This window comes from Paenibacillus sp. FSL E2-0178 (assembly GCF_038593005.1).
Classification (GTDB): domain Bacteria; phylum Bacillota; class Bacilli; order Paenibacillales; family Paenibacillaceae; genus Paenibacillus_AQ; species Paenibacillus_AQ phytohabitans.
Window position 1 is genome coordinate 589448 of the sequence record NZ_CP151953.1, and the last position, 26211, is coordinate 615658.

Annotated in this window: 29 protein-coding genes and 1 pseudogene; 7 read left to right on the plus strand and 23 right to left on the minus strand. The window is 48.4% G+C overall.

Annotated features, from left to right (window positions below; all coding sequences use genetic code 11):
- Nucleotides 1-164: 164 nt before the first annotated feature.
- From MHI42_RS02390 to MHI42_RS02400, 3 genes are read right to left on the minus strand one after another with little or no spacing between them, the layout of a single operon-like run.
- Entirely contained in the window at nucleotides 165-638 is a 474-nt protein-coding gene (locus MHI42_RS02390; RefSeq protein ID WP_342422625.1) for a MarR family transcriptional regulator, read from the minus strand.
- A 48-nt stretch (nucleotides 639-686) separates the two neighbouring features.
- Nucleotides 687-1361: a bacillithiol biosynthesis deacetylase BshB2 gene (gene bshB2 / locus MHI42_RS02395; RefSeq protein WP_342422626.1), complete on the minus strand. Its 675-nt coding sequence runs from the start codon at nucleotides 1359-1361 to the stop codon at nucleotides 687-689.
- 15 nt (nucleotides 1362-1376) lie between these two features.
- Nucleotides 1377-2258: a LysR family transcriptional regulator gene (locus MHI42_RS02400; RefSeq protein WP_342422627.1), complete on the minus strand. Its 882-nt coding sequence runs from the start codon at nucleotides 2256-2258 to the stop codon at nucleotides 1377-1379.
- 113 nt (nucleotides 2259-2371) lie between these two features.
- Between MHI42_RS02400 and MHI42_RS02405 the strand changes: the two genes are divergently transcribed.
- Nucleotides 2372-3751 carry an MFS transporter gene (locus tag MHI42_RS02405; protein ID WP_342422628.1) on the plus strand — a complete coding sequence of 460 codons (1380 nt, stop codon included), beginning with the start codon at nucleotides 2372-2374 and terminating at the stop codon, nucleotides 3749-3751.
- A gap of 82 nt (nucleotides 3752-3833) precedes the next feature.
- Here MHI42_RS02405 and MHI42_RS02410 read toward each other — a convergent pair whose 3' ends face one another.
- The 6 genes from MHI42_RS02410 to MHI42_RS02435 all read right to left on the minus strand — a co-directional run bounded on the left by MHI42_RS02410 (nucleotide 3834) and on the right by MHI42_RS02435 (nucleotide 8039).
- A complete protein-coding gene (locus tag MHI42_RS02410) occupies nucleotides 3834-5165 on the minus strand; it encodes a serine hydrolase domain-containing protein (protein WP_342422629.1) in 1332 nt (443 codons plus the stop codon).
- Nucleotides 5166-5264: 99 nt separating this feature from the next.
- Nucleotides 5265-5573 (minus strand): hypothetical protein, encoded by a 309-nt coding sequence (locus MHI42_RS02415; protein WP_340987178.1) that lies wholly within the window; start codon nucleotides 5571-5573, stop codon nucleotides 5265-5267.
- Nucleotides 5574-5624: 51 nt separating this feature from the next.
- Complete coding sequence (locus tag MHI42_RS02420) at nucleotides 5625-6167, minus strand: GNAT family protein (protein WP_342422630.1); 543 nt, start codon at nucleotides 6165-6167, stop codon at nucleotides 5625-5627.
- 109 nt (nucleotides 6168-6276) lie between these two features.
- On the minus strand, nucleotides 6277-6984 hold the full coding sequence (gene bshB2, locus MHI42_RS02425) for a bacillithiol biosynthesis deacetylase BshB2 (RefSeq protein WP_342422631.1): 708 nt from the start codon (nucleotides 6982-6984) through the stop codon (nucleotides 6277-6279).
- Between the two features lie 38 nt (nucleotides 6985-7022).
- Nucleotides 7023-7367 carry a YojF family protein gene (locus tag MHI42_RS02430; RefSeq protein ID WP_042137271.1) on the minus strand — a complete coding sequence of 115 codons (345 nt, stop codon included), beginning with the start codon at nucleotides 7365-7367 and terminating at the stop codon, nucleotides 7023-7025.
- Nucleotides 7368-7376: 9 nt separating this feature from the next.
- The gene (locus tag MHI42_RS02435; protein WP_342422632.1) at nucleotides 7377-8039 is read right to left on the minus strand and encodes a TetR/AcrR family transcriptional regulator; all 663 of its coding nucleotides are present in this window, start codon (nucleotides 8037-8039) and stop codon (nucleotides 7377-7379) included.
- A gap of 173 nt (nucleotides 8040-8212) precedes the next feature.
- Here MHI42_RS02435 and MHI42_RS02440 point away from each other — a divergent pair, with 173 nt between their 5' ends.
- On the plus strand, nucleotides 8213-9640 hold the full coding sequence (locus tag MHI42_RS02440) for an aldehyde dehydrogenase family protein (protein ID WP_342422633.1): 1428 nt from the start codon (nucleotides 8213-8215) through the stop codon (nucleotides 9638-9640).
- 19 nt (nucleotides 9641-9659) lie between these two features.
- On the opposite strand, the gene MHI42_RS02445 is transcribed toward MHI42_RS02440, so the two are convergent.
- Nucleotides 9660-10049 carry a DUF5071 domain-containing protein gene (locus tag MHI42_RS02445; protein WP_342422634.1) on the minus strand — a complete coding sequence of 130 codons (390 nt, stop codon included), beginning with the start codon at nucleotides 10047-10049 and terminating at the stop codon, nucleotides 9660-9662.
- A gap of 94 nt (nucleotides 10050-10143) precedes the next feature.
- On the opposite strand from MHI42_RS02445, the gene MHI42_RS02450 reads away from it, so the two are divergent.
- On the plus strand, nucleotides 10144-10368 hold the full coding sequence (locus tag MHI42_RS02450) for a hypothetical protein (RefSeq protein ID WP_171719517.1): 225 nt from the start codon (nucleotides 10144-10146) through the stop codon (nucleotides 10366-10368).
- Nucleotides 10369-10376: 8 nt separating this feature from the next.
- Nucleotides 10377-10940, plus strand: a pseudogene (locus tag MHI42_RS02455) (transposase); the annotation flags it as partial.
- Nucleotides 10941-11024: 84 nt separating this feature from the next.
- Here MHI42_RS02455 and MHI42_RS02460 read toward each other — a convergent pair.
- The 5 genes from MHI42_RS02460 to MHI42_RS02480 form a co-directional block, all read right to left on the minus strand.
- The gene (locus tag MHI42_RS02460) at nucleotides 11025-11891 is read right to left on the minus strand and encodes an LD-carboxypeptidase (protein WP_342422635.1); all 867 of its coding nucleotides are present in this window, start codon (nucleotides 11889-11891) and stop codon (nucleotides 11025-11027) included.
- Nucleotides 11892-12301: 410 nt separating this feature from the next.
- The gene (locus MHI42_RS02465) at nucleotides 12302-13375 is read right to left on the minus strand and encodes a hypothetical protein (RefSeq protein WP_342422636.1); all 1074 of its coding nucleotides are present in this window, start codon (nucleotides 13373-13375) and stop codon (nucleotides 12302-12304) included.
- A 405-nt stretch (nucleotides 13376-13780) separates the two neighbouring features.
- A complete protein-coding gene (locus tag MHI42_RS02470; protein WP_342422637.1) occupies nucleotides 13781-14395 on the minus strand; it encodes an HD domain-containing protein in 615 nt (204 codons plus the stop codon).
- A 106-nt stretch (nucleotides 14396-14501) separates the two neighbouring features.
- On the minus strand, nucleotides 14502-15491 hold the full coding sequence (locus MHI42_RS02475; protein ID WP_342422638.1) for a Gfo/Idh/MocA family oxidoreductase: 990 nt from the start codon (nucleotides 15489-15491) through the stop codon (nucleotides 14502-14504).
- Nucleotides 15492-16508 (minus strand): Gfo/Idh/MocA family oxidoreductase, encoded by a 1017-nt coding sequence (locus MHI42_RS02480; RefSeq protein WP_342422639.1) that lies wholly within the window; start codon nucleotides 16506-16508, stop codon nucleotides 15492-15494.
- Nucleotides 16509-16694: 186 nt separating this feature from the next.
- Here MHI42_RS02480 and MHI42_RS02485 point away from each other — a divergent pair, with 186 nt between their 5' ends.
- The gene (locus tag MHI42_RS02485) at nucleotides 16695-17561 is read left to right on the plus strand and encodes a MurR/RpiR family transcriptional regulator (RefSeq protein ID WP_340987189.1); all 867 of its coding nucleotides are present in this window, start codon (nucleotides 16695-16697) and stop codon (nucleotides 17559-17561) included.
- Here MHI42_RS02485 and MHI42_RS02490 read toward each other — a convergent pair.
- The 4 genes from MHI42_RS02490 to MHI42_RS02505 form a co-directional block, all read right to left on the minus strand.
- Nucleotides 17556-17909, minus strand: coding sequence for an Asp23/Gls24 family envelope stress response protein (locus tag MHI42_RS02490; protein WP_039291716.1), 354 nt, complete (start codon nucleotides 17907-17909; stop codon nucleotides 17556-17558). The two genes, MHI42_RS02485 and MHI42_RS02490, sit on opposite strands and share 6 nt — an antisense overlap.
- Before the next feature lie 22 nt (nucleotides 17910-17931).
- A complete protein-coding gene (locus MHI42_RS02495; RefSeq protein ID WP_342422640.1) occupies nucleotides 17932-19353 on the minus strand; it encodes a HAMP domain-containing sensor histidine kinase in 1422 nt (473 codons plus the stop codon).
- Nucleotides 19331-20038 (minus strand): response regulator transcription factor, encoded by a 708-nt coding sequence (locus MHI42_RS02500; RefSeq protein ID WP_042137244.1) that lies wholly within the window; start codon nucleotides 20036-20038, stop codon nucleotides 19331-19333. The genes MHI42_RS02495 and MHI42_RS02500 overlap by 23 nt, the downstream gene beginning before the upstream one ends.
- Before the next feature lie 450 nt (nucleotides 20039-20488).
- Nucleotides 20489-21283, minus strand: a complete 795-nt coding sequence (locus MHI42_RS02505; protein WP_342422641.1) for an SDR family oxidoreductase — start codon at nucleotides 21281-21283, stop codon at nucleotides 20489-20491.
- Between the two features lie 118 nt (nucleotides 21284-21401).
- On the opposite strand from MHI42_RS02505, the gene MHI42_RS02510 reads away from it, so the two are divergent.
- Nucleotides 21402-22292 carry a LysR family transcriptional regulator gene (locus MHI42_RS02510; RefSeq protein ID WP_342422642.1) on the plus strand — a complete coding sequence of 297 codons (891 nt, stop codon included), beginning with the start codon at nucleotides 21402-21404 and terminating at the stop codon, nucleotides 22290-22292.
- Nucleotides 22293-22401: 109 nt separating this feature from the next.
- Here MHI42_RS02510 and MHI42_RS02515 read toward each other — a convergent pair whose 3' ends face one another.
- Complete coding sequence (locus MHI42_RS02515) at nucleotides 22402-23088, minus strand: SDR family oxidoreductase (protein WP_342422643.1); 687 nt, start codon at nucleotides 23086-23088, stop codon at nucleotides 22402-22404.
- Nucleotides 23089-23133: 45 nt separating this feature from the next.
- Nucleotides 23134-23700 (minus strand): cysteine hydrolase, encoded by a 567-nt coding sequence (locus MHI42_RS02520; protein ID WP_342422644.1) that lies wholly within the window; start codon nucleotides 23698-23700, stop codon nucleotides 23134-23136.
- Nucleotides 23701-23830: 130 nt separating this feature from the next.
- Here MHI42_RS02520 and MHI42_RS02525 point away from each other — a divergent pair, with 130 nt between their 5' ends.
- Complete coding sequence (locus MHI42_RS02525; RefSeq protein WP_342422645.1) at nucleotides 23831-24430, plus strand: TetR/AcrR family transcriptional regulator; 600 nt, start codon at nucleotides 23831-23833, stop codon at nucleotides 24428-24430.
- Between the two features lie 22 nt (nucleotides 24431-24452).
- On the opposite strand, the gene MHI42_RS02530 is transcribed toward MHI42_RS02525, so the two are convergent.
- Together MHI42_RS02530 and MHI42_RS02535 are read right to left on the minus strand one after the other, a co-directional pair.
- Entirely contained in the window at nucleotides 24453-25517 is a 1065-nt protein-coding gene (locus MHI42_RS02530) for a HAMP domain-containing sensor histidine kinase (protein ID WP_171719506.1), read from the minus strand.
- Complete coding sequence (locus MHI42_RS02535) at nucleotides 25514-26185, minus strand: response regulator transcription factor (RefSeq protein ID WP_342422646.1); 672 nt, start codon at nucleotides 26183-26185, stop codon at nucleotides 25514-25516. Before MHI42_RS02535 ends, MHI42_RS02530 begins: the two co-directional genes overlap by 4 nt.
- Between the last annotated feature and the right edge of the window lie 26 nt (nucleotides 26186-26211).

Sequence of the window (26211 nt, forward strand, 5' to 3'; positions counted from 1 at the left end):
AATGAATAAGATAAGCGCTTCTCAGTCCGCTTCATCCTCATACCAGGCTTTTTTGGGAAAATAACGTCTTCTCAGTCCGCTTCACCCGCAGCTTTCTATGCAATAAAAAGACAACCGTTCTCGAAAGAGCCCGGCTGCCTAAGGTTTCATTATCAGTATTCAATTCATTCCGATTTCAAATCTGCACCGAGTTTTGTGATTTCTGTATCCAAATGCCTGCTATACTTCTCAATGAAGCCAAGCATGCTGTCATATTGCTCCTCGGTTACCTGCTCGAACACGGCTTTATCCCGCTCACGGAATTCCTGGTGCAATTCTTCATGGACTTTGCTGACCGCTTCCCCTTGCTTCGTAAGCCTGAAATAGATTTCTTTCTTATTATCCGGCTTCTGGTAGCTTTCGATATAGCCCTTTTCCATGAGCTTCTTGGTTATTTTGCTTATGGCACTTCTAGTCATATAAAAATGCTCCGCAAGTATGGTCACGTTGGAATCCGCATTTTGCCCGATATATTCGATGCAATGTACCTCAGAGGGCTTGTACCCCTTAAGACTCACTTCCATCTTGGATTTATTCAGCCAGCTCAGCTTGTTAAATAAATCCCTGAAATTCATCAGGACCTGTTCTTCTTTGTTCATGGCCTGCCCTCCCGACGCCTTAGTGCATTAACATTATTATTGTAGCACTTATTCCACCCGGTAGGTCCAAAAGGATTCCGACCCGAACCTGGTTTGAATCTCCTCCGCAGTCAGCTCCCGGCTTCCCACAAGCTCCGCCGCTTGATATTGTGAACGGTGGGCCTGAATCGAGGCCATTTTCTTCGCTAGGAATGCAGTCACGTCTACGTTCACATCCGCCGGGCCAATCATCTGCTCATGGTTGCTGGAGAACGCAATACAGTGAACTATTGGCCGCTGCGCAGCCGGGAGCCTGCTGACCGCCCGGATGACAGCGGCTCCGGTGGCATCGTGATCGGGATGTACACTATATCCCGGATAAAAGGAAATGACCAGTGACGGGGTCAATTCTTGGAGCAACGCCAGCAGTGTGTTGTCCAGGAGCTGCGGGTCTTCGAATTCGATCATTTTATCGTGGAAACCAAGCATCCTTAAATCTTGTATGCCAATCGCACGGCAGGAGGCTATCAATTCCTCCTTGCGGATCTCCGGCAACGTAACCCGGTTGGCGAATGGCGGGATTCCCATGTTCCGCCCCATCTCCCCTAAGGTCAGACAGGCATAGGTCACCCCGGCACCGCTGTCGATGTACTTTGCCAGGGTCCCTGCAGCAGCGAAGGCTTCATCATCGGGATGCGGAAATACAACTAGAACGCGCTTATGTTCAGCTTGATTAATATCCATTACTCACAGCCTCCTTCATTCTTCATTGTTTCCATTAAAATATTCAATAACAACGTCACGGAATATCCGTCCAGCCTGTGAAATGTATCGGCTCTTATGCCATAACAAGGCGATTTCCCTGACCAGTCCCTGATCCTCAACAGGGATCAACACTATATTATCCTGGGCATTCTTGGCCGTGCCGGGTATGAAGGCTAAGCCGATTCCGGCTTCCACCAGGGCGGCGAGCCTTGCCGGTTCATCCCCTTCATACACATACTGTGGCGTAAATCCTGCGGATTGGCATACGGAGTCCACCAAATCACGAATCCCGTAGCCTCTTGTGACACCGGCAAACCATTCATCCTTGAGCTCTATTAGGCATACGCTCTGGCGGCCTGCCAAACGGTGCCCCGCTGGAACGGCAACATAGATAGGGTCGTTGCAGACGATTTGACACTCCACATCTTCTCCCCATACCGGAGGTGAGGACAAACAGAAATCGACCTCTCCCCTTCGAAGAAGGGTAATCATCTCCTGCATGGACAGCATTTGTACGTGGAAATGGACAGCCGGCAGCTTTTTGCGGAATTCCCGGAGGATATTAGGCAATGTGCTTGCGGTGGTGACTGCTAATTCAAGTGTATCCGGCTCCAGGCTGGACAGATCTCTAAGCTCCTGCCTCCCCTGCTCCAATTCAAACAAGGCCTTCTCCGCACGCGGAAGGAATCTGCTGCCGGACTCATTTAAGCGCAGCTTCCTCCCGGTCCGGTCAAACAGGGGAACCCCAAGATCCTCTTCCAGGCGCTGGATGGTCTTGCTGAGTGAGGACTGAGTCACATGCAACGTAAGCGCAGCCTCGGTCATATGCTCCAAACGGGCCACTGCGATGAAATATTGCAATTGAAGAAGTTCCATAACCCGCCTCCATTCATTCCCTCAAGTCTATGAAATCATAACATAAAATGCGTTGGAGTAAATAATCCAATTCAAGTACGATATCCCTAACGCAATGATAGGGGGAAAATATAATGAATACCCGCAGCTGGTGGTTAATGATATCCGTCGGGCTGGGAATCCTGCTAAACCCGCTCAACTCTTCGATGGTTTCTGTGGCTATACCACGATTACAGCATCAGTTCCAGCTTGATTACACCGTAGTCTCCTGGATTATCTTCTCATTCTATATTGCCAGCGCGGTTGCTCAACCTGTCATGGGCAAAGCCAGTGATATATTCGGCCGCAGGACCATCTTTCTTACCGGGCTGGTTATCGTCTTCGTTGCTTCTATATTAGCTCCTTTGGCCCCGGGCTTCGGGTGGCTGATCGTATTCCGGATTGTACAATCCGTTGGTACCAGTATGGTGGTGGCGGTAGGAATGGCTATTGTACGGGTGCATATTACGGAGAAGCAGGCTACCGCGCTGTCTGTTCTGTCTATGTTCACATCGGGAGCCGCAGCCATTGGGCCTTTTATCGGAGGGGTACTGATTCACTTATGGGGCTGGTCGTCCATCTTCTTCATCAACGTTCCCTTTGTGACGGCAAGCTTTGTGTTAGCCTGGAGGATTATTCCTAAGGACCAGCCGCTGGCGGCCGCTGCTAATAAGCTGTCTATGCGCCAATGGATGAACCGTATGGATGTAGCTGGTATTCTGCTATTCTCTGTAGGTCTGGTCGCCCTGCTAGCTCAACTGCTGTCTGCCAAATCCTCCGGACATGTCTCCTTATTCAATGTTATAGCCGGCCTGGCCGGACTAGTTCTCCTTGCAGTCTTCGTGCGGCATGAGCTCTTCGCCAAATCACCCTTTATTCCGCTGCGGACTTTCGCGAGCTATCCGGCGCTGACTTGGGTCAATCTCCAGTTCATGCTGGTTAATCTTCTGTTTTATTCTGTCTTTTTCGGCCTGCCGTCTTACCTGCAGCTGGTTCGTCATGTCAGCGAGTTCCACACGGGAATTCTTATGTTAAGTCTGGGTTTATGCTCACTGGTTGTCTCTCCGCTGGCTGGGAAATGGATTGATGTGTCAGGTCCAAGGCCCGCCATGGTAGTATCCGCAATCCTTATGACACTCGGATCAGTATGGATCGTGATGTTGAATCCGTCATCTCCGTTGATCAGCATATGCCTCGCTCTGGCGGCCTTCGGAATCAGTAACGGATTGAACAATGTCGCGATGCAAGCCGCCTTGTTCAACAGTTCCCCCAAAGACATCATCGGCGTATCCTCCGGATTATTCAGTACGTCCAGATACTTCGGGACCATCCTCTCTTCGTTGCTGATCGGCATCGTGATGGGGAATCAGTTCAGCTTCGGCGGATTCCGGGTCCTTGGGATCATCCTCACCGTTGTTGCCCTGTCTCTGGTATACATGGGCTGGCGGCGTATGGATTCAGTGCAGCAACTATAGAATCTTATAAAAAGGCTCCTCCGCAGTCCTTCTGACTGTCGGCGGAGCCTTGATAAGTTCATATTAAGTATCTGCAAAACGTCTATGCTTCTGTCATAAGCCCCTTCAGCCTGTCTGAAACCGATTCACTATCAGGGAAGATTGCGGCGGCACAGGTAAGAACGCGAATAGCTTCTTCATGGTGGCCCCTCCAGCTTAAAGTATCCGAAACGCGCACAAATTCAAAATCTGCGGAATAATGCTTGTCTTGCTCCAAACTATTGATACGCTGATATTCTTCAAGTGCTATATCGATTCCATTCGTTACAGCAGCTTTGGCAACAAGATGTGCCATCGACTGCTTGAGCTGACTAATATCCGAACCCAGCAGCAGATCAAGGATTGGATAGGTTGCACTGCCAAGCCATACATAGTCACAGTTGGTCATTATAGAGATGCCGATATGATCATCCGGGAACAGGATCAGGTCACTCAGAAAGCCGGTATCCCATCCGGAATGCGAGAGAATCCGGGCCCCTTTATATTGGCCCAGGAACCATCCCAACCCGACCTGCTCATGCTCAGGGCCCCAGCCTGTAGCCATGGTAGGATTCCACATCAGATCATAGCTGCCGGGCTGTAAGGCATTATACCGGTCCTTGGCCTTCCCCTGGCTCAGCTGCATCAGCATATAATGGCACATATCTTGGGCGTTGGTATACAGCGTGGAACTGGGGGCATGCGCCCTGTTGTATGGAAACACCTCACTTACACCAGGGCCGTACCCTGCTGAATTCTTCAGTACATGAGGAGCGGCCAGAGCACTTTCCACCTCCTGCTTCAGAAATGAACTGGATGTCATCCCCGCCGCTTCAAGAATATGCTCATTCATATACTGCTCAAAGCTCAGACCGCTGACCTTGGCGATCAAATCCCCCAGAATCTCATAAGCGATATTACTATAAGCAAAATGAGTGCCGGGTTCGCTCAGCAGCTTGTGACGGCTGACGCTTTTCACGTACCGTTCGAGACTCTCTTCATCGTATTCAGGCCGGTCCCAGGCATAATCCTCTTCATCCGGCATGCCGGAGGTATGGTTGAGCAGCTGCCCTACAGTAATCTGAAGATAACGTTCATCCTCCATTTTGAAATAAGGAAGATAGTTCTTGACGGGCGAATCCAGCTCTACCTGTCCGCGTTCCACCAGCCGCATAACCGCTGTAACTACGAATGTTTTGGAGACGGAGGCTTGATGAAATAAAGTGCTGCTATCCACTCGCTCACCTGTCGCCACATTGGCTGCTCCATACTCACCTGTGAAGATAACCTCGTTATCTTTAACAATGCCTATAGCTAATCCCGTAAACGGTCCATTCTCAACAAAATCGGTTAACATCTCGTGCAGCGGACTTACTCTAGTCTTAATATTATTCATACAATTGCCCCCTAAATGTGCCGTATTCATTGGATAAATATAACATCACCTGGGGTTACTTAATGTGTAATAAACAGATTAACCTGAACTTTCCCTAAGCTACCCTTCAACCACGTCAGCCCGCAGGGCGGTGGCAACCTCGAGCAATACAGGAACTACGGCTTCTGTGGAAAGGGCTACGTACAGATCTCCCATGTACAACCGGAAAGGAAACTCCATCCCTTCATAGCTCCACATGAAAAAGTCACCCTCAATGGACATCGTGCTCTCGGGCCCTTTTACGGTTAAGACTTGTGAGTACGAGAAATCGGGTTTGTCTGCAAAATACTGTGTGCACTCTTCCAATGTAATGGCTTGCTCTGCATTGCCTTCCTGCATAGAACGGGTAATACGCAAACGCTGACTCATAGATGAACCTCCGGAATTAAGAATATGAATGCTATGACTGCATTGCTTCTGTTAGATAAGATCTGACGGATTGAGAATGGCCAGAATCTGATGATCCTCCCATACTCCCCTGATTTTCACGTTGCGCTGGGCAATTCCCTCCTTGTGGAACCCGGCATTCTCCAGCACACGGATCGATCCGGGATTTGCGGGGGAAGCTTCCCCTGTGATCCGGTGGAGCTTCAGCTCCTCGAAGGCATAGTGTACTACTTGCTTCACAGCCTCTGTCATGTAGCCTCTTCCGTTATAATCCTTATCCAGGCTGTACCCGATCATGCAGCTCTGCAGCGGTCCCCGCACCACAAAAGACAACCCTACGGTGCCGATAATCCGGTGATCCGCCTTATGGAATACCAGGAAATCGTATCTTTCGTCCTCTTCCCTGTCTTCCTTATACTGTGCAATCTTGTCGCGCTGGTACTCTTCCGTATAGAACTCATCAGGAACATCAGGCGAATGTTTCTCAAAAAACTCCCGGTTGCGCTTGTACATCGCTGTAAGCTCACCGGCATCGGTGTCCTCAGGGAAGCGGACGTACACTTGTTGTTCAGTCATCTGTAACACTCCTATCGAGCTAAATTCATCACATAATTCACTGCATCTTCGAGATTCACTGCAATATAGTCCGGTTCGGTAACAGCCCCTTGTTCTATGTACTTAGCACTTATGTCTGCGCACACAGCAATTCTCCATTCCGGTTAGTCGTATCATGCTCCTCGAATGAATAGGTCCAGAAGCGTTCGGTGCCGAACTTGCTGCGGATTACAGCATCTGTTATATCACGGCCGCCAAGAAGCTTGTCCTCCTGGAACTGGGAGCTGTGCGATAAAATAGACTTAATCTTCACAGCGAGGAATGAGGTCACATCTATAGTTACATCCGCTTTCCCGATCATCTTCTCATGATTGTTAGAGAAAGCGGAGCAATGTACAACTGGCCTTTCTGTCAGAGGTAACCGGGCAATGGTGCGAATAACAGCAGCGCCGGTGGCATCATGATCAGGATGGACACTGTACCCCGGATAAAAGGTAATGACTATCGACGGAGTCAGTTCCTGAATCAGCTTCATAATTTGACTATCCAGCAGATCCCGGTCTTCGAACTCGATCATTTTATCATGGAAGCCGAGCATTCTTAAGTCTTGAATACCTATTGCCTGACAGGACGCAGCGAGCTCCTCCTTACGGATCGCCGGCAGGGTAACCCGATTCGCTATTAATGGAACCCCCATGTTGCGGCCCATCTCGCCGAGTGTCAGACAAGCATAAGTAACCTCAGCCCCTTCTTCAATGTACATAGCCAAGGTTCCGGATACAAAGTACGCCTCATCATCGGGATGGGGAAGTACAACTAAAATCTTCTTATTGTCCATAGGTCTGCTATTCACGGTTGCTTGATCCTCCATTTGCATTAAAAAGGGTTCCGGCTTAGCTGCAGCGCCACAATCAGCTTGCCTTGATTATCATGTCCGGCCAGGATTAGCCGCTCGGTTTCGTTCTCATCCACATGGGTAAGCCCTTCCGCATAAATCCAGCCCTGCTCTGTCTTCAGGCCAACCCGGTAAGGACCTGTTCCCGAAATTGAGCCGTGCGTGTAGCGGATAAGTGCATTACTAATGAACGCCGATCCCGGCGGACGCGAACTGTCAATGTGACTGGCATAAGCACCAGTTGTGAGCTCCAGGTGTATATAAAGGTCCTGACCGGTGAACCGGTCGATTTGGGTTTGGATGTCTTTGGGGTGAATTAGCTGCATATTGTCCTCCTACAGTGTACGATTGTATTTCTCTGCGACATGATTAATGACCGGAATGATAAGATAATCCTCGATGAGCTCCATCTTCTCCGGGCGGAACAACTGAATTTTCTTAAACTGATAGTAGTCCGTCAGCACCTGCTGTATGGAGGTCTGATTCTGCAGTAAATACTTCGTATTCATAATCTCGCGCAGCAGCAGCTCATCTTGAAGCAGAATGAATCTTTCGTTGACCGGCTGGAATATGCCTTTGTCTATACCATGACGGTAGAATTCCAGCGATTGCTGCTCGCGCTTCAGTAGTGCCGACCTCAGGCTGTCGGACAGCTCCGGGTAAGCGCTCTGCAGCTCCTTCAGGAACACCTCAGATATTTTACCGGCGAGCGAAACTGACTGCTCAAACAGCTGCTGAAAAGAAACCCCGAATAATTCTTCCTCCACCTGCACGGAAGGAAGCTTCAATTGATCTATGTAGTCCACAAAAATGTACACTACACCGGCAATGACCTCTTCTTTTGAGGAAAAATGCTTGTACATAGTAGCACGGCTGACATCCATCAGTTTCGCGATTTCTTCCATTTTCAGCTGCTGGAAGCCATCCTTCATAACGGCTGGAATGATTTTTTTCAATAGCTTGCTTTGCGCCAGGGACTTCTTTGGGTCTAAGGACATACTGTTTTTTCCTCCTGTTGGCCAGTGAACCCATTATACATGAAAATCACATAGCAAGAAACAAAATATACTTCTTAGACACTTTATGCTTTATTTGTTTACTTTGATTACTTATCGTGATATTATTTCCTCGTCTTCATACTATCCCATCTTAAGAACAGGAGAATGTCTACATGTTTACATTGGATCGCATGTATGTGAATGGTGAGTATATCGAACCGCAAGGGAAGGAGATTCAGCGGCTGATCAACCCGGCTACCCAAGAAGTGATAGGTCAGGTTGTACTCGGTAATGAGGAGGATGCCCGACTGGCTATTGCTGCGGCTAAGGAAGCTTTTGCAACCTTCTCTCAGACTTCTGTGGAAGAACGCAGTGAAATGCTGCAACGGCTGCATGATGCTGTACTGGCGAATATGGATGCAATGGCGGAAGCGAATATTATGGAATATGGCGCCCCGACAAAATCAGCCATCGGCCGCGTGAAGCTGGCTGCTGCTAATTTCCTCGATACGAAGCAGGCGCTGGACAACTTTGAGTTTGTCCGTTATATCGCTTCTGCCAAGGTAGTCTCTGAGCCTGCCGGTGTCGTCGGGGTCATTACGCCCTGGAATGCAAGTTATTCACAAATCACGGCGAAGCTTGCGGCGGCCATTGCTGCGGGATGTACGGTTGTCATCAAGCCGAGTGAGCTTAGTGCCCTGCAGACCGAAAGAATTACGGAAGCATTCCACCATGCAGGACTCCCGAAAGGAGTCATTAATGTCGTGAATGGTTACGGTCATACCGTGGGTGCTGAATTCACCCGCAATCCGGATGTTGCGCTTATTTCTTTTACCGGATCGACCCGTGTCGGCAAAGAAATCCTGAAAGGTGCAGCAGAAACGCTGAAACGGGTTACGTTGGAACTCGGCGGTAAGTCACCTAACATAATTCTGGATAATGTCGATTACACCAAAGTGATTCCAGTAGCGGTAGCTCAAGGATTTATGAATAATGGGCAGGCTTGCGTAGCAGGTACACGCCTTCTTGTTCCGGAGCATCGTCTCCAGGAAGTGAAGCAGCTGGCACAATCAGCTATCGGGGCAGTGAAGGTCGGCAATCCCTGGGAGGAAGACACGGTGCTTGGCCCTATTGTTACGGAGAAGCAGTTCCTGAACGTACAGCGCTATATTCAAACGGGTATTGATGAAGGCGCAGAATTGGTGACAGGTGGCATCGGCCGGCCTGCGGGGTTAGAACATGGTTATTTCGTTAAACCCACCCTGTTCGTAAATGTTACTGAGGACATGACGATTGCCAGAGAAGAAATCTTCGGACCCGTATTAGTGGTTCTCACCTATAAGACCGTGGAAGAAGCGATTGCAATCGCCAATAACACCAACTATGGCCTTGGGGCCTATGTGCATTCCGCGGACCTGGATCAGGCCAATCGGGTTGCCTCCAGAATTGCTGCAGGTGTTGTGAGCATTAATGGTGCCAGCCCGGAAATGAAAGCCCCCTTCGGCGGTTACAAACAGTCCGGGCTTGGCAGAGAATACGGGGAATATGGTATTGCGGAATGTCTGGAGACGAAGACGATTACGGGCCACGGTATGCAATAATTACAATTGCTCAAGGAATTCAGCTGAAATCCTTGAGCAATTCTCTTGCTGTAATATGCACTTCTTCAAGTTCTTCGCCCTTGGTTGGGTTATAGGCTATTCTCTGAATCTGCTTCTCTAATGGATGTCTGAATTCTTCAGGCAATTGACTTACATAAAACTGCAGACACCATGCCTTCCATATGTCATCTCCTCCGTTTAGAATCTCCTCTATGTATGGAACCGTCTCTTTAGGAACCGTCAGCAACAAATTGGAGATTTCTTCTGCTATAGGCCAGTTTATATCCTGCAGCCATTGTAACAACTCCGGGATTAATGGGATGAGGTCCTTTTTATCCAGCTTGTTCAGATCGTGTACCCGTTCAAAATCGTGTTTGTCTCTTGGCAATAGAGTGATCGAATCATTCATTTATTTGCCCCCTTCTTAGTATTAGTTGGTCACCAACATCCCTCCTTGTGCATATGCTAAAGCCATATTGCTTACAGGAAGGAAGCTGAATGAATTGCTACGTACGGACCCGGTATATCAGATTCTGAAGTTGCTTGAAGAAGAGAAGGAACCCCGCTTCAACCAAATAGGTATGGACGAAAGAGATTTCAATATTACCCTGACCCATATTCACGAAGCCGGTTATGCTAATTCAGGTGAGTTAACTCACTCAGGCCTCAACTATATTCACGGGTATGAACAAAGGTTGAAATTCAACCAGTCCCTGCAGAATTCTTAGTATTATATTTGGTAGATTTCTGGTTTACCTGCCCTCGCGTGATCAATGCTTACGCTGCTGCAGGCTACCACTTCATCGGAGCACTGAAAACCAACCGGATTCTGTATCCCCAAGGCATGCGAACTTCGGTGCAAGACTTCGCGAAGCACATCCAAAAATCAGATGTTCGCCTCTTGATCGTGAACGGTTCGTCGAACTGGATGTATCGCTACGAAGGAGCGCTGACTGGAATCGAGAACGCCGTGGTTTTACTTTGTTGGCCGAAGCTGGCTTTTGGGGAACCGAAAGCCTTGCGCGCCTTTTGTTGCACGGATATTTCCCTGGGAACCGAAACCATAGCCACATACTATGCCAAACGCTGGCCTATCGAAATCTTCTTTCGCCAGTCCAAAAACAACTTGGGTTTTGACACCTACCAAGTTCGTTCCGCGAAAGCGTTTATCCGCTTATGGGCGCTTTTAGCTTGCATGGTACGAAAGCAGGTCCAACAAGACCGACTTAGGTATGTTTACGAGTGCGCCCAAAAGGAAATCCCGTTTCATACGGTTTGTGAGCGATTCAATGTTGCCTAAGTGGTATTGGAATTTTCTGTATCGTTTTTGTTCATTTATAGATTCTATATAGAACACATTTCATATCACCCTCGAATCAAGTTCTTATAAGATAATCTCCTGTCCTATTACGATACACTTACCGTTACTTCCATGCCCTATCTCGTCTGTCTTAACAATTGGAAGTTTGGTCGATTCGCTAATCTCCTTAACATACTCTTCAACGACAGAAAATTCATTGTAACGCTCCAGTTCGGTAAAAGATCCCAGGATCAAACCCGCGCACTTGTCTAAATATCCAACTTGTTGAAGTTGAGCGATTAGGGAGACTATTTTATTCGCTCTTCCCCCTAAACTTTCTAAGAGGATGATTTTATTAGTAGGGTCAGGAAAATAGCTAGTCCCAGCCAACTTCATAAAACATCGAATGTTTCCACCGATTGCTATACCACTCATATGGTTACCACGAACCCACTTATATTGGAAATCATAAAGATCATTATGACCTTCGAAAAAGGATTGGTAGAAAGCATTTTGTTGTTCTTTTCCATCAGAATAGACCAGATTCATCAACTGATAATGATACGAATTTATATTGCCTAGTGTATATAATCCATTCAGAATTACCGACAAATCACTCATTCCAAAAAAAGGCTTTGGATTCATTCGAATCCTATTGTAATCTATGTACGGTAAGATTTGGTTAGCGGAATCTCCACCTGAGATATCAAAAATAGCCATAATTTCATCATCATTAAATAGTCGATTTAATTCCGCTGCTCTTACCTTAGGAGCACCACTGAAATAGGCATCTCTTCTGAACAATGTACTAGCAACGACTACTTCAAGTCCAAAAGAATTCAGTACCTTGATTAAGGCCTCTACTTCAAGTGAGTTTTCTTCTCTCACACCATCTGAACAAGCGATTAAGCCTACTTTATCGCCTTTAGACAATTTTAAATTCGCGGTCATCTTTTGAATTCCTTTCTTAACTAAGAAACTCTGAATTCTTGATTTTGGCTACAGATTCGGCAATAACCACAGACAAATCATTTTTTTGAGCAAAATTTAATCTGCTATTCACAGGGACGATTCCTGTATATAAAGATTGATGGTCTGACTTACCGTTATAATCATGAAGGTGCATATGACTTATACGATCTTTAAAATGTGTGAAGACTGATTCTTCTTCAAAACCCGCCTTCGCATCGTGACCAACATCCCATGTGAGAAAAAATTTTGAAAAGCACTTAATTTATCAAGCTCTTCTCGGATATAAGAGAAATGAAAATTCCCAGTATTCTCAAAACATAATTCAATGTCATAAGTATTGGCTAAATGATAAAGTTCAAAATATGATTCATAAATTATGGCGCAATCATCTACAGCTCATAATAATATTTCAGCTTGTTATTAACGAAATACAGATATTGATGGCCGTATACGATATATCCCAAATCTTCGTTATAGCTGTCGGGCTCTCCCCATGACAGATAGACTTGTTCAAACGTCATGTCGGTAATGATCCGCTCATCCCGGATAGCAGCCCATACGGCATCACTGCTGGGATAAGCTGTCCTAGGATTCTTAAAGTAGAATAGCTCCTTAAGGTAATCAACAGGGTTAACGGTCGTGTCTAGACTGATATAGATTTCCTGACCGTTCGCCCGGCGGATCTGTACCTCTAAACCGCCATCACCGGGACTGGAACGGAAATCTTTGACCGTAACCTTCTCCATGTTCTTAAAAGGACTGTCCGGAATCTTTGCATTTACAGCCCATGCCGAATCACCGTTGAAATTCTCTTTGAAAGCAAAGAGGTTCTCTTCCGTATACAACGTGTCGGTCTCACTGTCGTCCAGATCCAGCGTCCAGGTTAGTCCAGCTTCGCTCAGCATGGTGAATGTAGAAGTATTGGTATCATCCGCGTATTGAACATCTGTCACCCAGTGGCTGCCGGGATGTGCATATAGATAGACCTTCTTGCCCACAGCCTGGCCCATGGTTCCTGGCAGCTTGCTGATGGCGTAGAGCATAGTGTTGCTCTTTATTTTGCCTTCTTCCGTACTCCAGATGAACAGCGAATACGAGCTGGTGGCATATTTGCCGTCTATGGCTCCAAGCTTAAGCAGTGTTTTGAACGCGACATAGTTGGAGTTTTTATACAGTATGGAGTTGTCTTTGTTCAACTTCGCGCTTCCCTTACTCCCGGTGACGGTCACAACAGAGGCTGCGGTAGCAACGGTAAAGCCGGGAATCTGATTCAGCAGCTTCACAGGTACATAAGCCGAACCATTGACGAGTACAGACTTGGATGCCGAGATCATAAGTGTCCCGTCCACAAATGTGGAAATCTCCGTGTACTTCGGTGCTGCGGCTGCCTGTCTGGTGCCTCCCGGATACCCCAGCCCAATCATGAGCAACAGCGCGGTGAGCAGTAATACAATCTTTTTCATAGTTGTTCGAATTCCTTCCCCCATTGTATGTAAGCTGCCCCTGGCTGTACGCCGGATTAGCCCAAACCAGTAAATTCGACAATAAGTTAATTATTTCCTGCAAAATTCCTTGATTCATCGACTTTTCTGTATCAGAGATCTGGTGACTTTTATAAAATCCTGCACAGAATACAACATTTTCCTCGTAATATCGGCCCAAATCCAAAATTGTTGTATAAAATGCAGGATTTCACCCTATTTAAGCGGCTTAGCAGGATTATTCTTGTATTTTATACAACAATCTTTCCAAACCCACGGTTACCCATCAATCAAAGTTGTAAAACATACAACATTGTTGTCTACAGCCATAAAAAAGCAGGCACCTGTGGGAAAATTTCCGGAGTGCCTGCTTTTTTATCTGCTTCGTTAGTTAAAATCTACTTCTCCATTGCACTCTGCCTTGAAACGTTCCTGGAACTGCAGTTCAAACTTCAGCTTAGTATCAAAAATTTGCTTCGAGCGGTCGAAATTCAGCTGACCTCGTGACTTCTTAAGATAATTATCGAACTCTTCACTCTCCCAGAACCGGATAGTATCCCATACATTCTCCTCTTCATGCGCACTATGGAAGAATTTCATCCATATATCCATGGTGCCGAAATGATCCAGCATATCAGCATCTTGTACAAGCTTTATGTAGTACGGGAGCTCCTCATGATTTCGAATATTATGTAATGCAATAATGTCAGATATGAATTCCAGCTGCTCCGGGGAGCATTCATCCTTCAGCAGTGACTTGACCAGAACAGAGCCGGTCTCCTGATGGGGTTCAATTCCTTTGGTAACATCATGGAAGATTGAGGCAACATAAATGATATCGTCCATTGTACCTTCATCCGGGAACAATTCTTTTCTTAAGCTTAGAGCAATCTTGGCTACCCGCTGACAATGATAATAGACGAACCCCGTCTCTCTCTGCAGATGAGATTTCCGGTGACTCATTGTGTTAAGAGCAATTTCACTAATTCTGTCCAGATTCATTACGTCCACATCCTTTAGGCATTTGTTAATAATTGTATACCACTCCTCTGAAAAGATAAACAAAAGAGCAGAACTCCTCCGGTACCGGAAGAAGCCCTGCTCTTTATTATCCGCGATCTGATCCAAACACAAGCCCGGCGCTGGCCTTCGCCTGTTCAATAACCCGCATCACCCGCTCACTGTGTGCGAGCATTTCGGCGGCTGTCTTCCTGTCTTGCTCTCGGATGAATCGTTCGAAGTGAAGGAATTCGTCATACATCCGGTGGGGGTGATCCTTGTGATCCACCCGGGCGGGCTTCTCCCGGTTAAGGACGTAATCGTAGGAGTCGCATCCATTCGCGGAGCCATTGATCTGTATGTACCCTTCCGTCCCCTGAATGTTCACTGCACCAGGAGCTGTGCTGTCTTTGGCACCAATGCAGACGCATTTGAAATCACCATAGTCCAGCAGCAGCACGCCCGACGTATCGATTCCCCGTTCCATGTTCGCCCGGTATTCCACGTACTGTGGACTTCCGAAGAATCCGACGACCAGATGGATGTTGTAGATATTAATGTCCATCAAGGCGCCGCCGGACATCTCCGGATTGAATGCAGGCAGAATCTCACCGCGTTTGAAAGCATCATAACGGGAAGAATACTGCGAATAATTGCACGTCACCATTTTAATGGAACCGAGACCAGCCAGCTGCTCCTTCACTGCCACAACATTGTTCAAATATTGATTCGAGATGGCTTCAACCAGGATAAGCTCCCTGTGTTCAGCAATCTCTTTCAGCTCCAGAAACTCCGCCAGATTGGACGTGAACGGCTTCTCGCAGATGACATGCTTGCCGCTAAGCAGCGCCTCCTTCGTGAAGGCATAATGCAGGTGATTCGGCAATGCCACATATATAGTATCAACGTCTGTATCCTGAAGCATGGTGCTGTAATCTGTATAGAGCCTGGTTATCCCATACTGGTTCTGCAGCTCCTGCAGAGCGTCTTCCCTGCCGGGTCTGGCGAAGATGGCTGTCAGTGATATTCCCGGAATCTCTCCGATGAAGCTGAGCAGATCCTTGACAATCATTCCGGCTCCGGCTATTCCCAAGTTCATTTAGCGGCACCCCTTCATTCCCTGCTCCAGAATCTGCATAACGCCTATGGTCTCTCCATCCTTAATTACCTTATCTGTGCCAAGAACGATGGCATCATAGATCCCGTCATACACCCTGGCATAATCGCCTTTGGCTGAGGTGACCTTCTCTTCATGGTACTTGCCCTCATCATCGAGATACGTTAGAATACCATAATGCTCCGGCAGGTCAATACCGAAGTCACTGTGTCCCTCAGGCAGGTAAAATAACTTCAGATGCTCCTCCTGACGGTCCTTCGTCTGCTTGACGAACACACCTTTTTTTCCGTAGAGTATGAAGCTTGGCCGCTCTTTGAGCCGGAAATAGCTGGATTTAACCGATACTTTTAGCGAAGGATAGAAGAAATCCAGATCGAAGTAATCATTCATCTGCTGCGGGCCCAGCAATTGGCGGACGTCGTAATGAATGGTATCCGGTTTGCCGAAATATGACAGCACCTGATCAATGGTATGACATCCATGTCCATACAAGTAACTGTAGTATTTAGAGAATGGAGTTGAAGCCGGAACCTCGGGACGATAGTAATCAAAGTGCATTTCCACTTCCAGCAGATCTCCAAGCTTACCGGATTCTATAACCTGCTGTGCGGTGAGGAAATCCGAGTCATAACGTCTGTTCTGGTAGCACTGAATGATCAGATTCCGCTCTTTGGCATACTGAAAGATAGAGACCGCTTCTTCTTCCGTCAGCATGAAAGGCTTCTCCACCAGAACATGCTTGCCGTGATCCAGCGCCATTTTGGCATAATGATAGTGGGAATCGGTGTTGGTGCATACTACAATCAGCTGAATCTCCGAGTCATTCATCATGGATTCAAGATCGTCAGTATATTCAATCCCAGGTACTCTGGGCCATTCCGCTTTCGTAAGCGAGCGGGCGTAGATCGTCTTGACCTTCAAGTGATCGCGGTTCATGGAAAATGGAAGGTGGTAGCGGTTGGTGCTTTTGCCGTTGCCGATATAGCCGAGTGTTAACATTATAATTCCTCCTCTTCTCTTCTCTTTCATTAATTATAGAAAAAAAAGACCCGCCGTGAAGACTTAGCAGGCATAACGGTACAATTATCCGTTCATATGTAATTACCGGTGTAAATCCTTGAACATTATGTTCAGAGCCGGGTCTGTTATAGCTTAGAAATTCAATTCTTGAGGTGAACCTTAGTCATGAAGCTGCTGCTGCAATTAAAGGAAATGAACCATTTTACCACCAACGAACGAAGCATTGCTGCCTATATCCTGACCCATAAGGAAAGTATGCTGCCGATGTCCATACAGGAGCTGGCCAAAGCTACCTATACCTCGCATTCTGCGATTAACCGCCTAACCCATAAACTCGGACTTGCGGGCTATAAGGAATTCATTCTAAAGCTGGCCCGGGAGTTCCAGCTGGATGTCCATAGCATTTCTAATGTGGATGTCAATTATCCGTTTGAGCATGGTGAAACTCCCATTCAGGTAGCCAAAGAAATTGCAGAAGTAATGAAGGCAACCATCGAGAAGAATTTTGCTTTTCTGGAGAATGCCCAGTTAGCCGAAGCTGCTGAAATCCTGGACCGGGCCGGCAAGATATTCATCTATGCGCTGGGCGATTCCGAGATCCGGGCGAAGAGCTTCCAGAATAAATTAATCAAAATCAATAAATACGCCGTGATTGCGACGGAGCTCTCGGAGTGGGAATATCATACGGTTAATCTTACGCAGCAGGACTGTGCCATTTTCTTAACCTATCACGGGTTATCAGCGAATAATTTGCAGGCGGCAAAGTACTTCACGCGCAACAGCATTCCCTTTATCACCATCACCGCAGCTCACGGTACGGAATTGGCCAAGCTCAGCACACTGTGTATCCAAGTGCCTGAGGATGAAGTGAAGCATGCCAAGATCGGTACCTTTTCATCGCAGATTGCCTTTGAATATGTCTTAAATGTCATCTATTCCTGCATCTATAGAATCAACTACTCGAAGAACAAGCTGGCTGCCCGGCAGGTCGTGAAGGATTTCTATACCGATGACGTGAAGACAGATCTATAGGTTGGGAAAAGCGAGCTTATCGACCTTGATATTCACGATAGGCGGAGACAAACCCAGCATATGCTCAACGGCCTGATGGACGTTATCCTTAAGAATCTGGCATACCTCAGGAATCTTGTATCCGTAGTTAATTATGATATCCAGCTGAATCGCCACGGCTTCATCCGTAACATCCACTGATAATCCATTGGTGCCAATCTTACCGCTTAGTCGCCGTGCCAGATTTCCGCTGACCGGGTTGCCGGACATTCCGGCAATTCCCGGTGTTTCGGTAACTGCATAGCGGATTATACTTGAAATTACCCGGTCAGAAATCTCCACAAGCCCTTTGAACGTATCCTGCTTCATTATTATTCCTCCTGAAAGTTATTTATCTGGGAATCCGGATCATGAACACCGTCGGCTCCCCTTCCCGGCTCTCCAGCATCAGGGAACCGCCCATCTTCTCTACGTTCTTCTTGGCAATGGATAATCCGAGACCTGTCCCACCGCTTGCTGTCGTCCGGGCTTCATCCCCCCGCACAAACGGATCGAAGATCGTAGACCAGAGCTCCTTGGGAATGCCCACTCCATTATCGGCAATCTCAATCCGGACAGTCGTGTCCTCCGGAATGACCGTCACACGGATGCGTGTCCCTTCAGGATTATAGGCCAGCGCATTGGAGATCAGATTGTTGATCACGCTTGCGAACAGCTCCGGATCATAATGGGCATACACCTGCTCTTCAGGCAGCTGCAGCTGCAGCTGGAACTCTTTTTGCTCAATTTCCCCGTAAGTGTCGGCAATAATCTCCCGCAGCTGATCTCCCAGCTCCAGCCGCTCCACGCGAAGAATGAAATCCGGTGAATCCAGCTTGAGCAGGTCCAGCATATGCTGAATCAGCTTCGTCACCTGTACGGATTTGGTATAAATGTAATTCAGGTATTTGGTCTGCCGTTCAGGGTCCGTAACCCGTCCTTCGACCAGCGCCTGCGCATAACCCTGAATACTGGTAATCGGTGTCTTCAGATCATGTGACAGATCGACCATCAGCCGCTGCTTGCTCTTCTCGGCCTGCCGCTTCTCCTCCGTAGTCCGCTCAATGACATCCGCCATATAGTTGAAGCTATTGCCGATCCGCAGAAACTCCGTCTCCGCATAGAGGGCAATCCGTGTATTGTAGTGCCCTTCCATCATACGGTTCATGCCCAGATTTAGAACCCGCAGGGGCTTCTTGATCCGTCTGGAGACCCAGTAGCTATATACAAAGATCAGCATCAGAATCAGCCCGCTGACCACAAACACATAAAAGAACACCGAATGGTTCAGATAGGCCAACAGCATTTCGTTGTTAATGGATACGCTGACCACATCGCGGGGAATCTTGAGCAGCAGCCAGGCCACTCCGCTGTCACTATCCACTTGAGAAATGGAGTAGTAATAGGGCTGATCGCTGCGGTTCTCCAGCCCCTGGAACAGACTGTTCTCATCATAGCCCAGGGTCTGATCCTGCTTATCTCCAATAACGCGGATGACCTGCTTGCCTGAATCGAGCAGCTCCAGCCACCCTCCGCTTTGCAGCAGCCGGTCGCTCTCCGGTCCCTGGCCCAGCTCGTTACGGTAATCTCCGGCTTCGACCGACAGATCCGGATCGGGGATCAGCTTCTCCATGATGACGTGAGTGATATCCTTCTGGATGAACAGATAGACCACCAGTACAAGCATCACCAGCATACAGTTGAACAGCAGAAAGTCGATCGTCAGCGACGTTTGCAGCGGGCGGTTATCTCTACTTTTCCACGGGTGCTTCAATTTTGTACCCCAATCCCCTGATCGTCTTCAGGTATTCCGGTTTCTTGGAATCGCGCTCGATCTTATCGCGGATATTGCTGATATGCACCATAATGCTGTTGTCCTCATAGACATAGAAATCTTCCCAGACGGCCTCATAAATCTTCTTGCGCGTAAATACCCGGCCCGGCTGCTCCATCAGCAGTTCGAGAATTTTGTACTCCGTAGAAGTCAGAGCTACCGGTTCGCCGGCCACCTCAACCTGACAGCTGCTCCGGTCAAGCGTTAACCGTCCGAGCACAATCTGTTCCTTCGTCTGCTCTTCTTCTACAGCCTTGGCATCGAACTGATGCACCCGGCGCAGCAGGGCCCCGACACGGGCAACGATCTCCAGCGGATTGAAGGGCTTGGAGATATAATCGTCTGCTCCCAGCTCAAGCCCTAAGATTTTATCATGATGCTGGCTCTTGGCTGACAGGAACAGCACCGGGAAATGCTCATGCTCACGAATCCGCTTCAGCAGCTGCAGCCCGTCCATCCCCGGCATCATAATATCCAGAATGGCCAGATCTATCTTGTTATTCTGCATCTGCTTCAACGCCTCAATCCCGTTCTGTGCTTGCAGAATGTTGTATTCCTTCTCCAGATACAGCTGCAGAAGCTCTACAATCTCCGATTCATCATCAGCTATGAGAATGGTATACATGGTGAAATCCCCCTCTATCTAGTCATGCAAGCTGCGCTAACTGTAACTATAGCCTGCCATTCTTAATCCAGTCTAAACCAAATCTAAAGAAAAGCTAAAGATTAAAGTTAATGGAACTAAAGAATTGCCAGCTAGGCGAGGACGTAACTTCGATGGATGTTTGGACTTCCGGCCGCTGTTGTCCCCAGATTTCTAAATTGTACCTCTTATCGCGGTTGAAATCCGGATACAAAGGCGGACGCTACCGCTCCTACAGTTCCAAAAAATCCCCCTTAGTACGTTTGCCTTTTAGCACAGTTCTTAAGTTCAGCTTAACTGCTAATCTTAAGAATAATATCCCGAAACAGCAAAAAAAAACAGCCCGCACAGCCAATGCATGGCTTAGCGGACTGTCTTATCAGATTTAACCTGGCTTTGATAGCTCTTAACCGGTGAATATGCGGCTGCAGCTTAGACCGTAGGCACGGTTCCTCCGTCTATCACATATTCGGCTCCCGTAATGGAAGCTGCACGGTCGGAGGCCAGGAATGCCACCAGCTCGCCTACTTCCTCGGGGAAGCCGGGACGGCCCAGCGGAATCCCGCCCAGCGCATCCATTACAGACTGCAGCGCGCTTTCCGCACTGCCCGTAACCTTGGCGATATTCTCCATCATGGCATCTGCCGCTGTCGTTTGAATGAATCCCGGAGCTACGCGGTTTACACGGATGCCTTGCGGGGAGAATTCTTTGGAGAGGCTTTTACTGTAATTGCTTAACGCAGCCTTGGCGGCAGCATAGGGAATGGTGGACTCGATCAGCGGCAGTACTCTTTGAATAGAAGAAATGTGGATAATTACGCCCTTACCCTGTTCCAGCATCAAGGGGATCAGGCCCCGGTCGAGCCGGACGGCAGCAAGCAGGTTCAAGTTCAGCGCATCCATCCAGTGCTCATCGTTTGCCGCCAGGAACCCGCCGGGAGGCGTAGAACTGCCGCCAATGTTATTCACTACGATATCGATGCTGCCGAAACGTTCCTTAACCGCCGCAATCACTTTCTCCACGCCTTCTTTGGCAGACAGATCTGCTTGTACGAACAAGTCAGCATCTGCCAATCCGGACGGGAGTGTGCGGGCAGTAGTCATCACTGTAGCGCCGGCAGCCTTAAACCGGTTTACGATGGCCTCCCCCATACCTTTAGTTCCGCCTGTTACGAGTATTTTTTTGCCTTCATATTCAGTCATTGGATTTGCATAAGTAATTGTCATGGTTTGGTTCCCCTTTTCATCATTTGATTCTTTAATCTTAAGCTTGATTTACTCATGCGTCTAATTTATTATTTTCATTAAATCCATTACTAATATTAATATAATAGGGGGTCCTGAAATGGAGCTAACGCAATTGGAGTATTTCCTGACTGTGGCCCGGCTTGAGCATATGACTTCGGCATCCAAGGCGCTTAGAATTACCCAGCCCGCGCTGAGTCATGCCATCTCCAAACTGGAGAATGAGCTGGGCGTTCCTTTATTTGAGCGGAATGGTCGGGGCGTCCAGTTGAACCGGTATGGGGTAACATTTAGCAAATGGGTGGAAGAAGCCATGAAGAACATCGGTAACGGTATTCGTGAAATTGATGAATGTTCGAATGCGGAGACAGGCGTGGTACACATCTCATATCTGAATATTCTCGGTGTTGATCTGGTGCCTTCACTGATCAGGGATTATCAGGCGGGCAACCCCAAGGTCCGGTTTGATTTGTATCAGGGAAATCACGGGGATATCGATGAAGCTCTGGAGACCGGCACTTCGGATATGCTGATTACTTCCAGAGAAACCACAATGACCGATGACGAATGGATGATTATCCGGCGTATGCCGATCTTTATTGTGGTCTCCACTCAGCATAGGTTTGCTTCACGCTCCAGTCTGAGTTTGTTTGAGCTGTCCGGCGAACCCTTTGTCGGCTTAAAAACAAACTGCGGACTCAAAGCTACGATTAGCTCGCTATTCAAAAACACCCATTTCGAGCTGGCCTCCACCTATGAAGCAGAGGACCTGATTACGGTAGCCGGCTTCATCAAAGCCGGGCTTGGAGTCTCTGTACTGCCCCAGACGCTGGGCTTGATGCTGGACGGCCTGGTCTGGATTCCGATTGAGGAAGAGGGCTGGGAATGGGAGGTCGGCTTGAAATGGCGTCATGACCGTTACCTGTCTCCTGCCTCCAGACGGTTTCTGGATTATATTCAGCAGACTTCACTGGAGCCTGTACGGGGATAGTGGATTAAGGGGTTGATGAAGATTTCCGTCTACAGACACAAATAAAGAGCGGTCTCCATACATTCGGGAGCCGCTCTCTTTTGTTGGCTATTGCCAGTGTCATCATTCCTTAGGATAAGGCTCTGATCACTTCTCCGCCAGCGCTGCCGGCCGGCAAGGAGGCAAGGTCAATAATGGCATCAACAACCGTTGCCGGATCGTTCGCACCTCCCGGGTTCTGTTCCGTCTGCAGATTGCCGGGGTCGAACAGGTTGACGATGATTCCGTGCTTGGCTTCTTCAGCCGCCACCGTTCTCATCAAAGCCTCCAGACCTGCCTTGGCAGCTGAATAGGCACCCAGTCCCGGGTAGACCAGATTGGCCATCACCGAGGTAATTGATACGATGCGTCCATATTGCTGCTCTCTCATTATCGGCAGGAAAGCGTTAGTTACGAGATAAGGGCTGTACAAATTGAGCTGTAGAGTTTGATCCCAAGCCGCAAAGGTTAAGTCGTGAATATGTGTCGGGGCTCCTGTTCCGCCCGCATTGTTGATCAGAATATCCGCCGTCCCTGCCTGCGCAATTACTTGGTCACGCAGGTGCTGGACCTCTTCAGGAATTGTAACATCTGCAGGAATGACTATCGCTCTGCCACCGGACTCTTCAATAAATGAAGCTGTCTCTTGCAGCTTCTCCTGACGTCTGCCTACCAGAATGACGGTTGCACCCTGCTCTGCCAATTTAATCGCTGCAGCTCTGCCAAGGCCTGTACCCGCACCTGTTACTACTGCAACCTGATCTGTTAATGAACCCATAGTACTGTCCTCCTTCTATTCTTAAGAACTCCGTGACTAACATTCTTACTTCAACGAATTTGCCCAGGACTCTACCGTCAGCACATCAGCTTGGGCGGGAAATACCTTCCCGGTAAGCACACGGTGAACCTCAGGATTGGAGTCGATACAAGCATCTGACAATACGGTAAGACCATAATCCTTATCTGCCGCTTCGCGCAAGGTAGACAGGACGACTCCGCTTGTTGCGATACCGCTCAGAATCAGCTTATCTATTCCGCGGGAGCGAAGCAGCTCCTCCAGCTCACTCCCGGAAAATGCGCTGACACGGTATTTGCCGACAAACGGCTCGTCCGGCAGAGGCGAGAGTGCGGCATGAATCTGCATCGACGGGTGCTCCGCAGTGATTCCGCTATTGCCGGGCATTCTGCCGAACATTTTGTTAAGTGGGCTAATCTGAACACCTTCGCGCATGGCAACACCAACATAAATGACCGGTATGCCATGCTCGCGGGCTGTCATTATTGCCTTCTGAAAAGGCAGTAGAGCCCCTTCTTCCTGTACATATCGCGACACAATGGCATTCTGCATATCCATCACCAGCAGTGCGGTCTGGCTTAGTTCCTTCGTCACGTCTTGCACACTCCTTCGTTATCGAATAGTATGAAGTGGAGAACTCTCCGCTTATCCTTGCCTTGATATTAAACGGAGAGGTCTCCACTTGTCAAGGCGGGGACTACAGAAGAACAGGAAGTGATGATCAATGGATCAACCGGTTATTAACTGCCGTCCCGAACGCAAAGACGCCGCCGAGAACCGGCAGCGTATTCTGGATGCAGCATTACGATTATTTGAAGAGCACGGCGTTGAGCCGGTCAGTATGAATCAGATCGCTGCGGAAGCGCAGATTGGTGCCGGAACGCTGTACCGCCGGTACCGCAACAAAAACGAGCTGTGCATGGACTTAATCAGGGACCCCGTGGATCAATTGTCCAGGGACATTAAAGCCTATCTTCAAGGCAACAATTCCAGCCCGCCTTCCGAACGGTTACGGGGACTGCTCGCCCTGTTTCTGCAGTTCAAAGAAATCCATGCCGGACTGATTGCAGGCGTTGAGCATTCGTCTGCCGCACTGGGTGCGCATTCCAGAACAAGTACTTCGCTGTATGAAGAATTTCATCAGCTGCTGGTTCAGCTTTTTGAAGAGGTCAGTCTGGAAGCCCGGCAAGCCGGACCGGACAGTATATTCAGAGCAGATATGCTGATGATTGCCCTGAGCAGTGATTCGTATCTGTTCCAGCGTAATGTACGCGGCAACTCCCAGGACACCATACTGGATCAGCTGTGCCAGACATTTATTTAGAACCCTGCGCGCAGGCTCTGCCTTATCTGATATTCAAACGGACGCTGAAGGTGGTTCCAGTTCCCGGTTTGCTGTCTACACTAATCTTGCCGCCGAGCATTTGCAGCGCCTTCATCACCAATGCCAGCCCAAGGCCGTTGCCTTGCTGCGAATGTGAGGTATCGCCCTGATAGAATTTATCAAAAATATGCTTGAGCGTCTCCTCGTCCATACCGCAGCCGCTGTCCGTCACCCGTACCACTGCATAACCGGCTATGGTTGTCAGCTTAAGCGAGATTTTTCCGCCTGGAGCGGTGAATTTGATGGCATTGGACAACAGGTTATTCCAGATCACCTCCAGAATACTCTCGTCATACCTTACGACAATCGTCTCCAGATCAGCTTGAAAGGTGATGTCCTTGCTCTCCCACAGATTCTCATAGGCCAGAGCGCAGCGCCGCAACTGTTCACTGAGATCATAGGGTGCGGATAAGGGAAGGATCTCCTGATTCTCCAGCTTGTTAAGCTTCAGAATATTGGTGATAAGCTCCGACAGATTCTGTGAGGCGTTCATGATTGTATCTGCATATTTATTCCGCTGCTCATCTGACAGCTTGTCTTGCTGTATAGCCCGCGCATAGCTCTGAATAACGGCCAGCGGCGTCTTGAGCTCGTGGGATACATTGGCGATGAAATCATCCTTGAGTGTCTCAATGCTGGAGAGCTCCTCCGCCATGGTGTTGAAGTCTTCGAACATGACTTCTACATAGTCCTTCTTGCCATCCTTGCGCAGCGGAGCCAGCCTGACCGAGAAATCACCCTGGGCGATCTTCCTGGCAGCATCGCTAAGACGCCGCATAGGCCGGCTGAAGGAATAGTGGCGGAGAATGCCAGTGACTACACTGAGAACCAGGCTGATGAACAGGAAATAGCCGATCATGGAAGGCGCTATGAGGAGTGCGGAAGTAATCCCGTCTTTTCTAAGCGAGAAGTAGATCATCACAAAACAGCCGTTAACGATCATCAGGGCGATAGACAGCAGTATCCAGTCCTTCCAGAGGACGAAGCTGGTGTTGATCCGTTTGTTCTTGTTCCCTCTCCCGCTCATAACGGCTTCGCCTTATAGCCGAGTCCATGCACTGTGACAATCTCAAAGTCCGGACAATGGGAGAATTTATCCCGCAGCTTGGTGATATATACATCTACCGTGCGCGGGCTGCTCTCGCTGTCCAGTCCCCAGAATTCATCCATCAGCTGGTTGCGCGTGAAGGTTTTTTTGGGATAAGACAGCAGTTTAAACAGAATATTGAATTCCTTGACCGTCAAAGCAACCTCCTCTTCATCCACGTATGCCGTCCGTTCATCCGCATTCATCAGCAGACTCCCGATAGCCAGCCTTTTGTCGCTGGCAATACTCGCCCGGCGCAGCAACGCTCCGACCCTCAGCACCAGCTCATCCATATCGATCGGCTTAACCATATAATCATCGATGCCGATACGGAAGCCCTTTTGCTTGGCTGAAATATCATCCCGGGCGGTCATGAATAATATTGGAATGGTCTTGTCCTGGTCGCGGATTAACGATGCAAATTCAAAGCCGTCCATCTTCGGCATCATAATATCCGAAATGATCAGATCTATCATATGGTCAACCAGCTTGTCAAAAGCCTCCATGGCCGTGCTGCAGCTGACGGGTTCATAACCGTTCTCTTCCAAAAAGGAGCACACGATTTGATTGAGCTTCAGATCATCTTCAACCACCAGAATACGGATCATGCAGATCCCCTCCTTTTATAAGTGCA

Excerpts from the sequence above, each read along its gene's own strand:
- MHI42_RS02390 (WP_342422625.1), bottom strand. The coding sequence starts at position 638 with ATGAACAAAGAAGAACAGGTCCTGATGAATTTCAGGGATTTATTTAAC.
- bshB2 (WP_342422626.1), bottom strand. The coding sequence starts at position 1,361 with ATGGATATTAATCAAGCTGAACATAAGCGCGTTCTAGTTGTATTTCCG.
- MHI42_RS02400 (WP_342422627.1), bottom strand. The coding sequence starts at position 2,258 with ATGGAACTTCTTCAATTGCAATATTTCATCGCAGTGGCCCGTTTGGAG.
- MHI42_RS02405 (WP_342422628.1), top strand. The coding sequence starts at position 2,372 with ATGAATACCCGCAGCTGGTGGTTAATGATATCCGTCGGGCTGGGAATC.
- MHI42_RS02410 (WP_342422629.1), bottom strand. The coding sequence starts at position 5,165 with ATGAATAATATTAAGACTAGAGTAAGTCCGCTGCACGAGATGTTAACC.
- MHI42_RS02415 (WP_340987178.1), bottom strand. The coding sequence starts at position 5,573 with ATGAGTCAGCGTTTGCGTATTACCCGTTCTATGCAGGAAGGCAATGCA.
- MHI42_RS02420 (WP_342422630.1), bottom strand. The coding sequence starts at position 6,167 with ATGACTGAACAACAAGTGTACGTCCGCTTCCCTGAGGACACCGATGCC.
- bshB2 (WP_342422631.1), bottom strand. The coding sequence starts at position 6,984 with ATGGACAATAAGAAGATTTTAGTTGTACTTCCCCATCCCGATGATGAG.
- MHI42_RS02430 (WP_042137271.1), bottom strand. The coding sequence starts at position 7,367 with ATGCAGCTAATTCACCCCAAAGACATCCAAACCCAAATCGACCGGTTC.
- MHI42_RS02435 (WP_342422632.1), bottom strand. The coding sequence starts at position 8,039 with ATGTCCTTAGACCCAAAGAAGTCCCTGGCGCAAAGCAAGCTATTGAAA.
- MHI42_RS02440 (WP_342422633.1), top strand. The coding sequence starts at position 8,213 with ATGTTTACATTGGATCGCATGTATGTGAATGGTGAGTATATCGAACCG.
- MHI42_RS02445 (WP_342422634.1), bottom strand. The coding sequence starts at position 10,049 with ATGAATGATTCGATCACTCTATTGCCAAGAGACAAACACGATTTTGAA.
- MHI42_RS02460 (WP_342422635.1), bottom strand. The coding sequence starts at position 11,891 with ATGACCGCGAATTTAAAATTGTCTAAAGGCGATAAAGTAGGCTTAATC.
- MHI42_RS02465 (WP_342422636.1), bottom strand. The coding sequence starts at position 13,375 with ATGAAAAAGATTGTATTACTGCTCACCGCGCTGTTGCTCATGATTGGG.
- MHI42_RS02470 (WP_342422637.1), bottom strand. The coding sequence starts at position 14,395 with ATGAATCTGGACAGAATTAGTGAAATTGCTCTTAACACAATGAGTCAC.
- MHI42_RS02475 (WP_342422638.1), bottom strand. The coding sequence starts at position 15,491 with ATGAACTTGGGAATAGCCGGAGCCGGAATGATTGTCAAGGATCTGCTC.
- MHI42_RS02480 (WP_342422639.1), bottom strand. The coding sequence starts at position 16,508 with ATGTTAACACTCGGCTATATCGGCAACGGCAAAAGCACCAACCGCTAC.
- MHI42_RS02485 (WP_340987189.1), top strand. The coding sequence starts at position 16,695 with ATGAAGCTGCTGCTGCAATTAAAGGAAATGAACCATTTTACCACCAAC.
- MHI42_RS02490 (WP_039291716.1), bottom strand. The coding sequence starts at position 17,909 with ATGAAGCAGGATACGTTCAAAGGGCTTGTGGAGATTTCTGACCGGGTA.
- MHI42_RS02500 (WP_042137244.1), bottom strand. The coding sequence starts at position 20,038 with ATGTATACCATTCTCATAGCTGATGATGAATCGGAGATTGTAGAGCTT.
- MHI42_RS02505 (WP_342422641.1), bottom strand. The coding sequence starts at position 21,283 with ATGACAATTACTTATGCAAATCCAATGACTGAATATGAAGGCAAAAAA.
- MHI42_RS02510 (WP_342422642.1), top strand. The coding sequence starts at position 21,402 with ATGGAGCTAACGCAATTGGAGTATTTCCTGACTGTGGCCCGGCTTGAG.
- MHI42_RS02515 (WP_342422643.1), bottom strand. The coding sequence starts at position 23,088 with ATGGGTTCATTAACAGATCAGGTTGCAGTAGTAACAGGTGCGGGTACA.
- MHI42_RS02525 (WP_342422645.1), top strand. The coding sequence starts at position 23,831 with ATGGATCAACCGGTTATTAACTGCCGTCCCGAACGCAAAGACGCCGCC.
- MHI42_RS02530 (WP_171719506.1), bottom strand. The coding sequence starts at position 25,517 with ATGAGCGGGAGAGGGAACAAGAACAAACGGATCAACACCAGCTTCGTC.
- MHI42_RS02535 (WP_342422646.1), bottom strand. The coding sequence starts at position 26,185 with ATGATCCGTATTCTGGTGGTTGAAGATGATCTGAAGCTCAATCAAATC.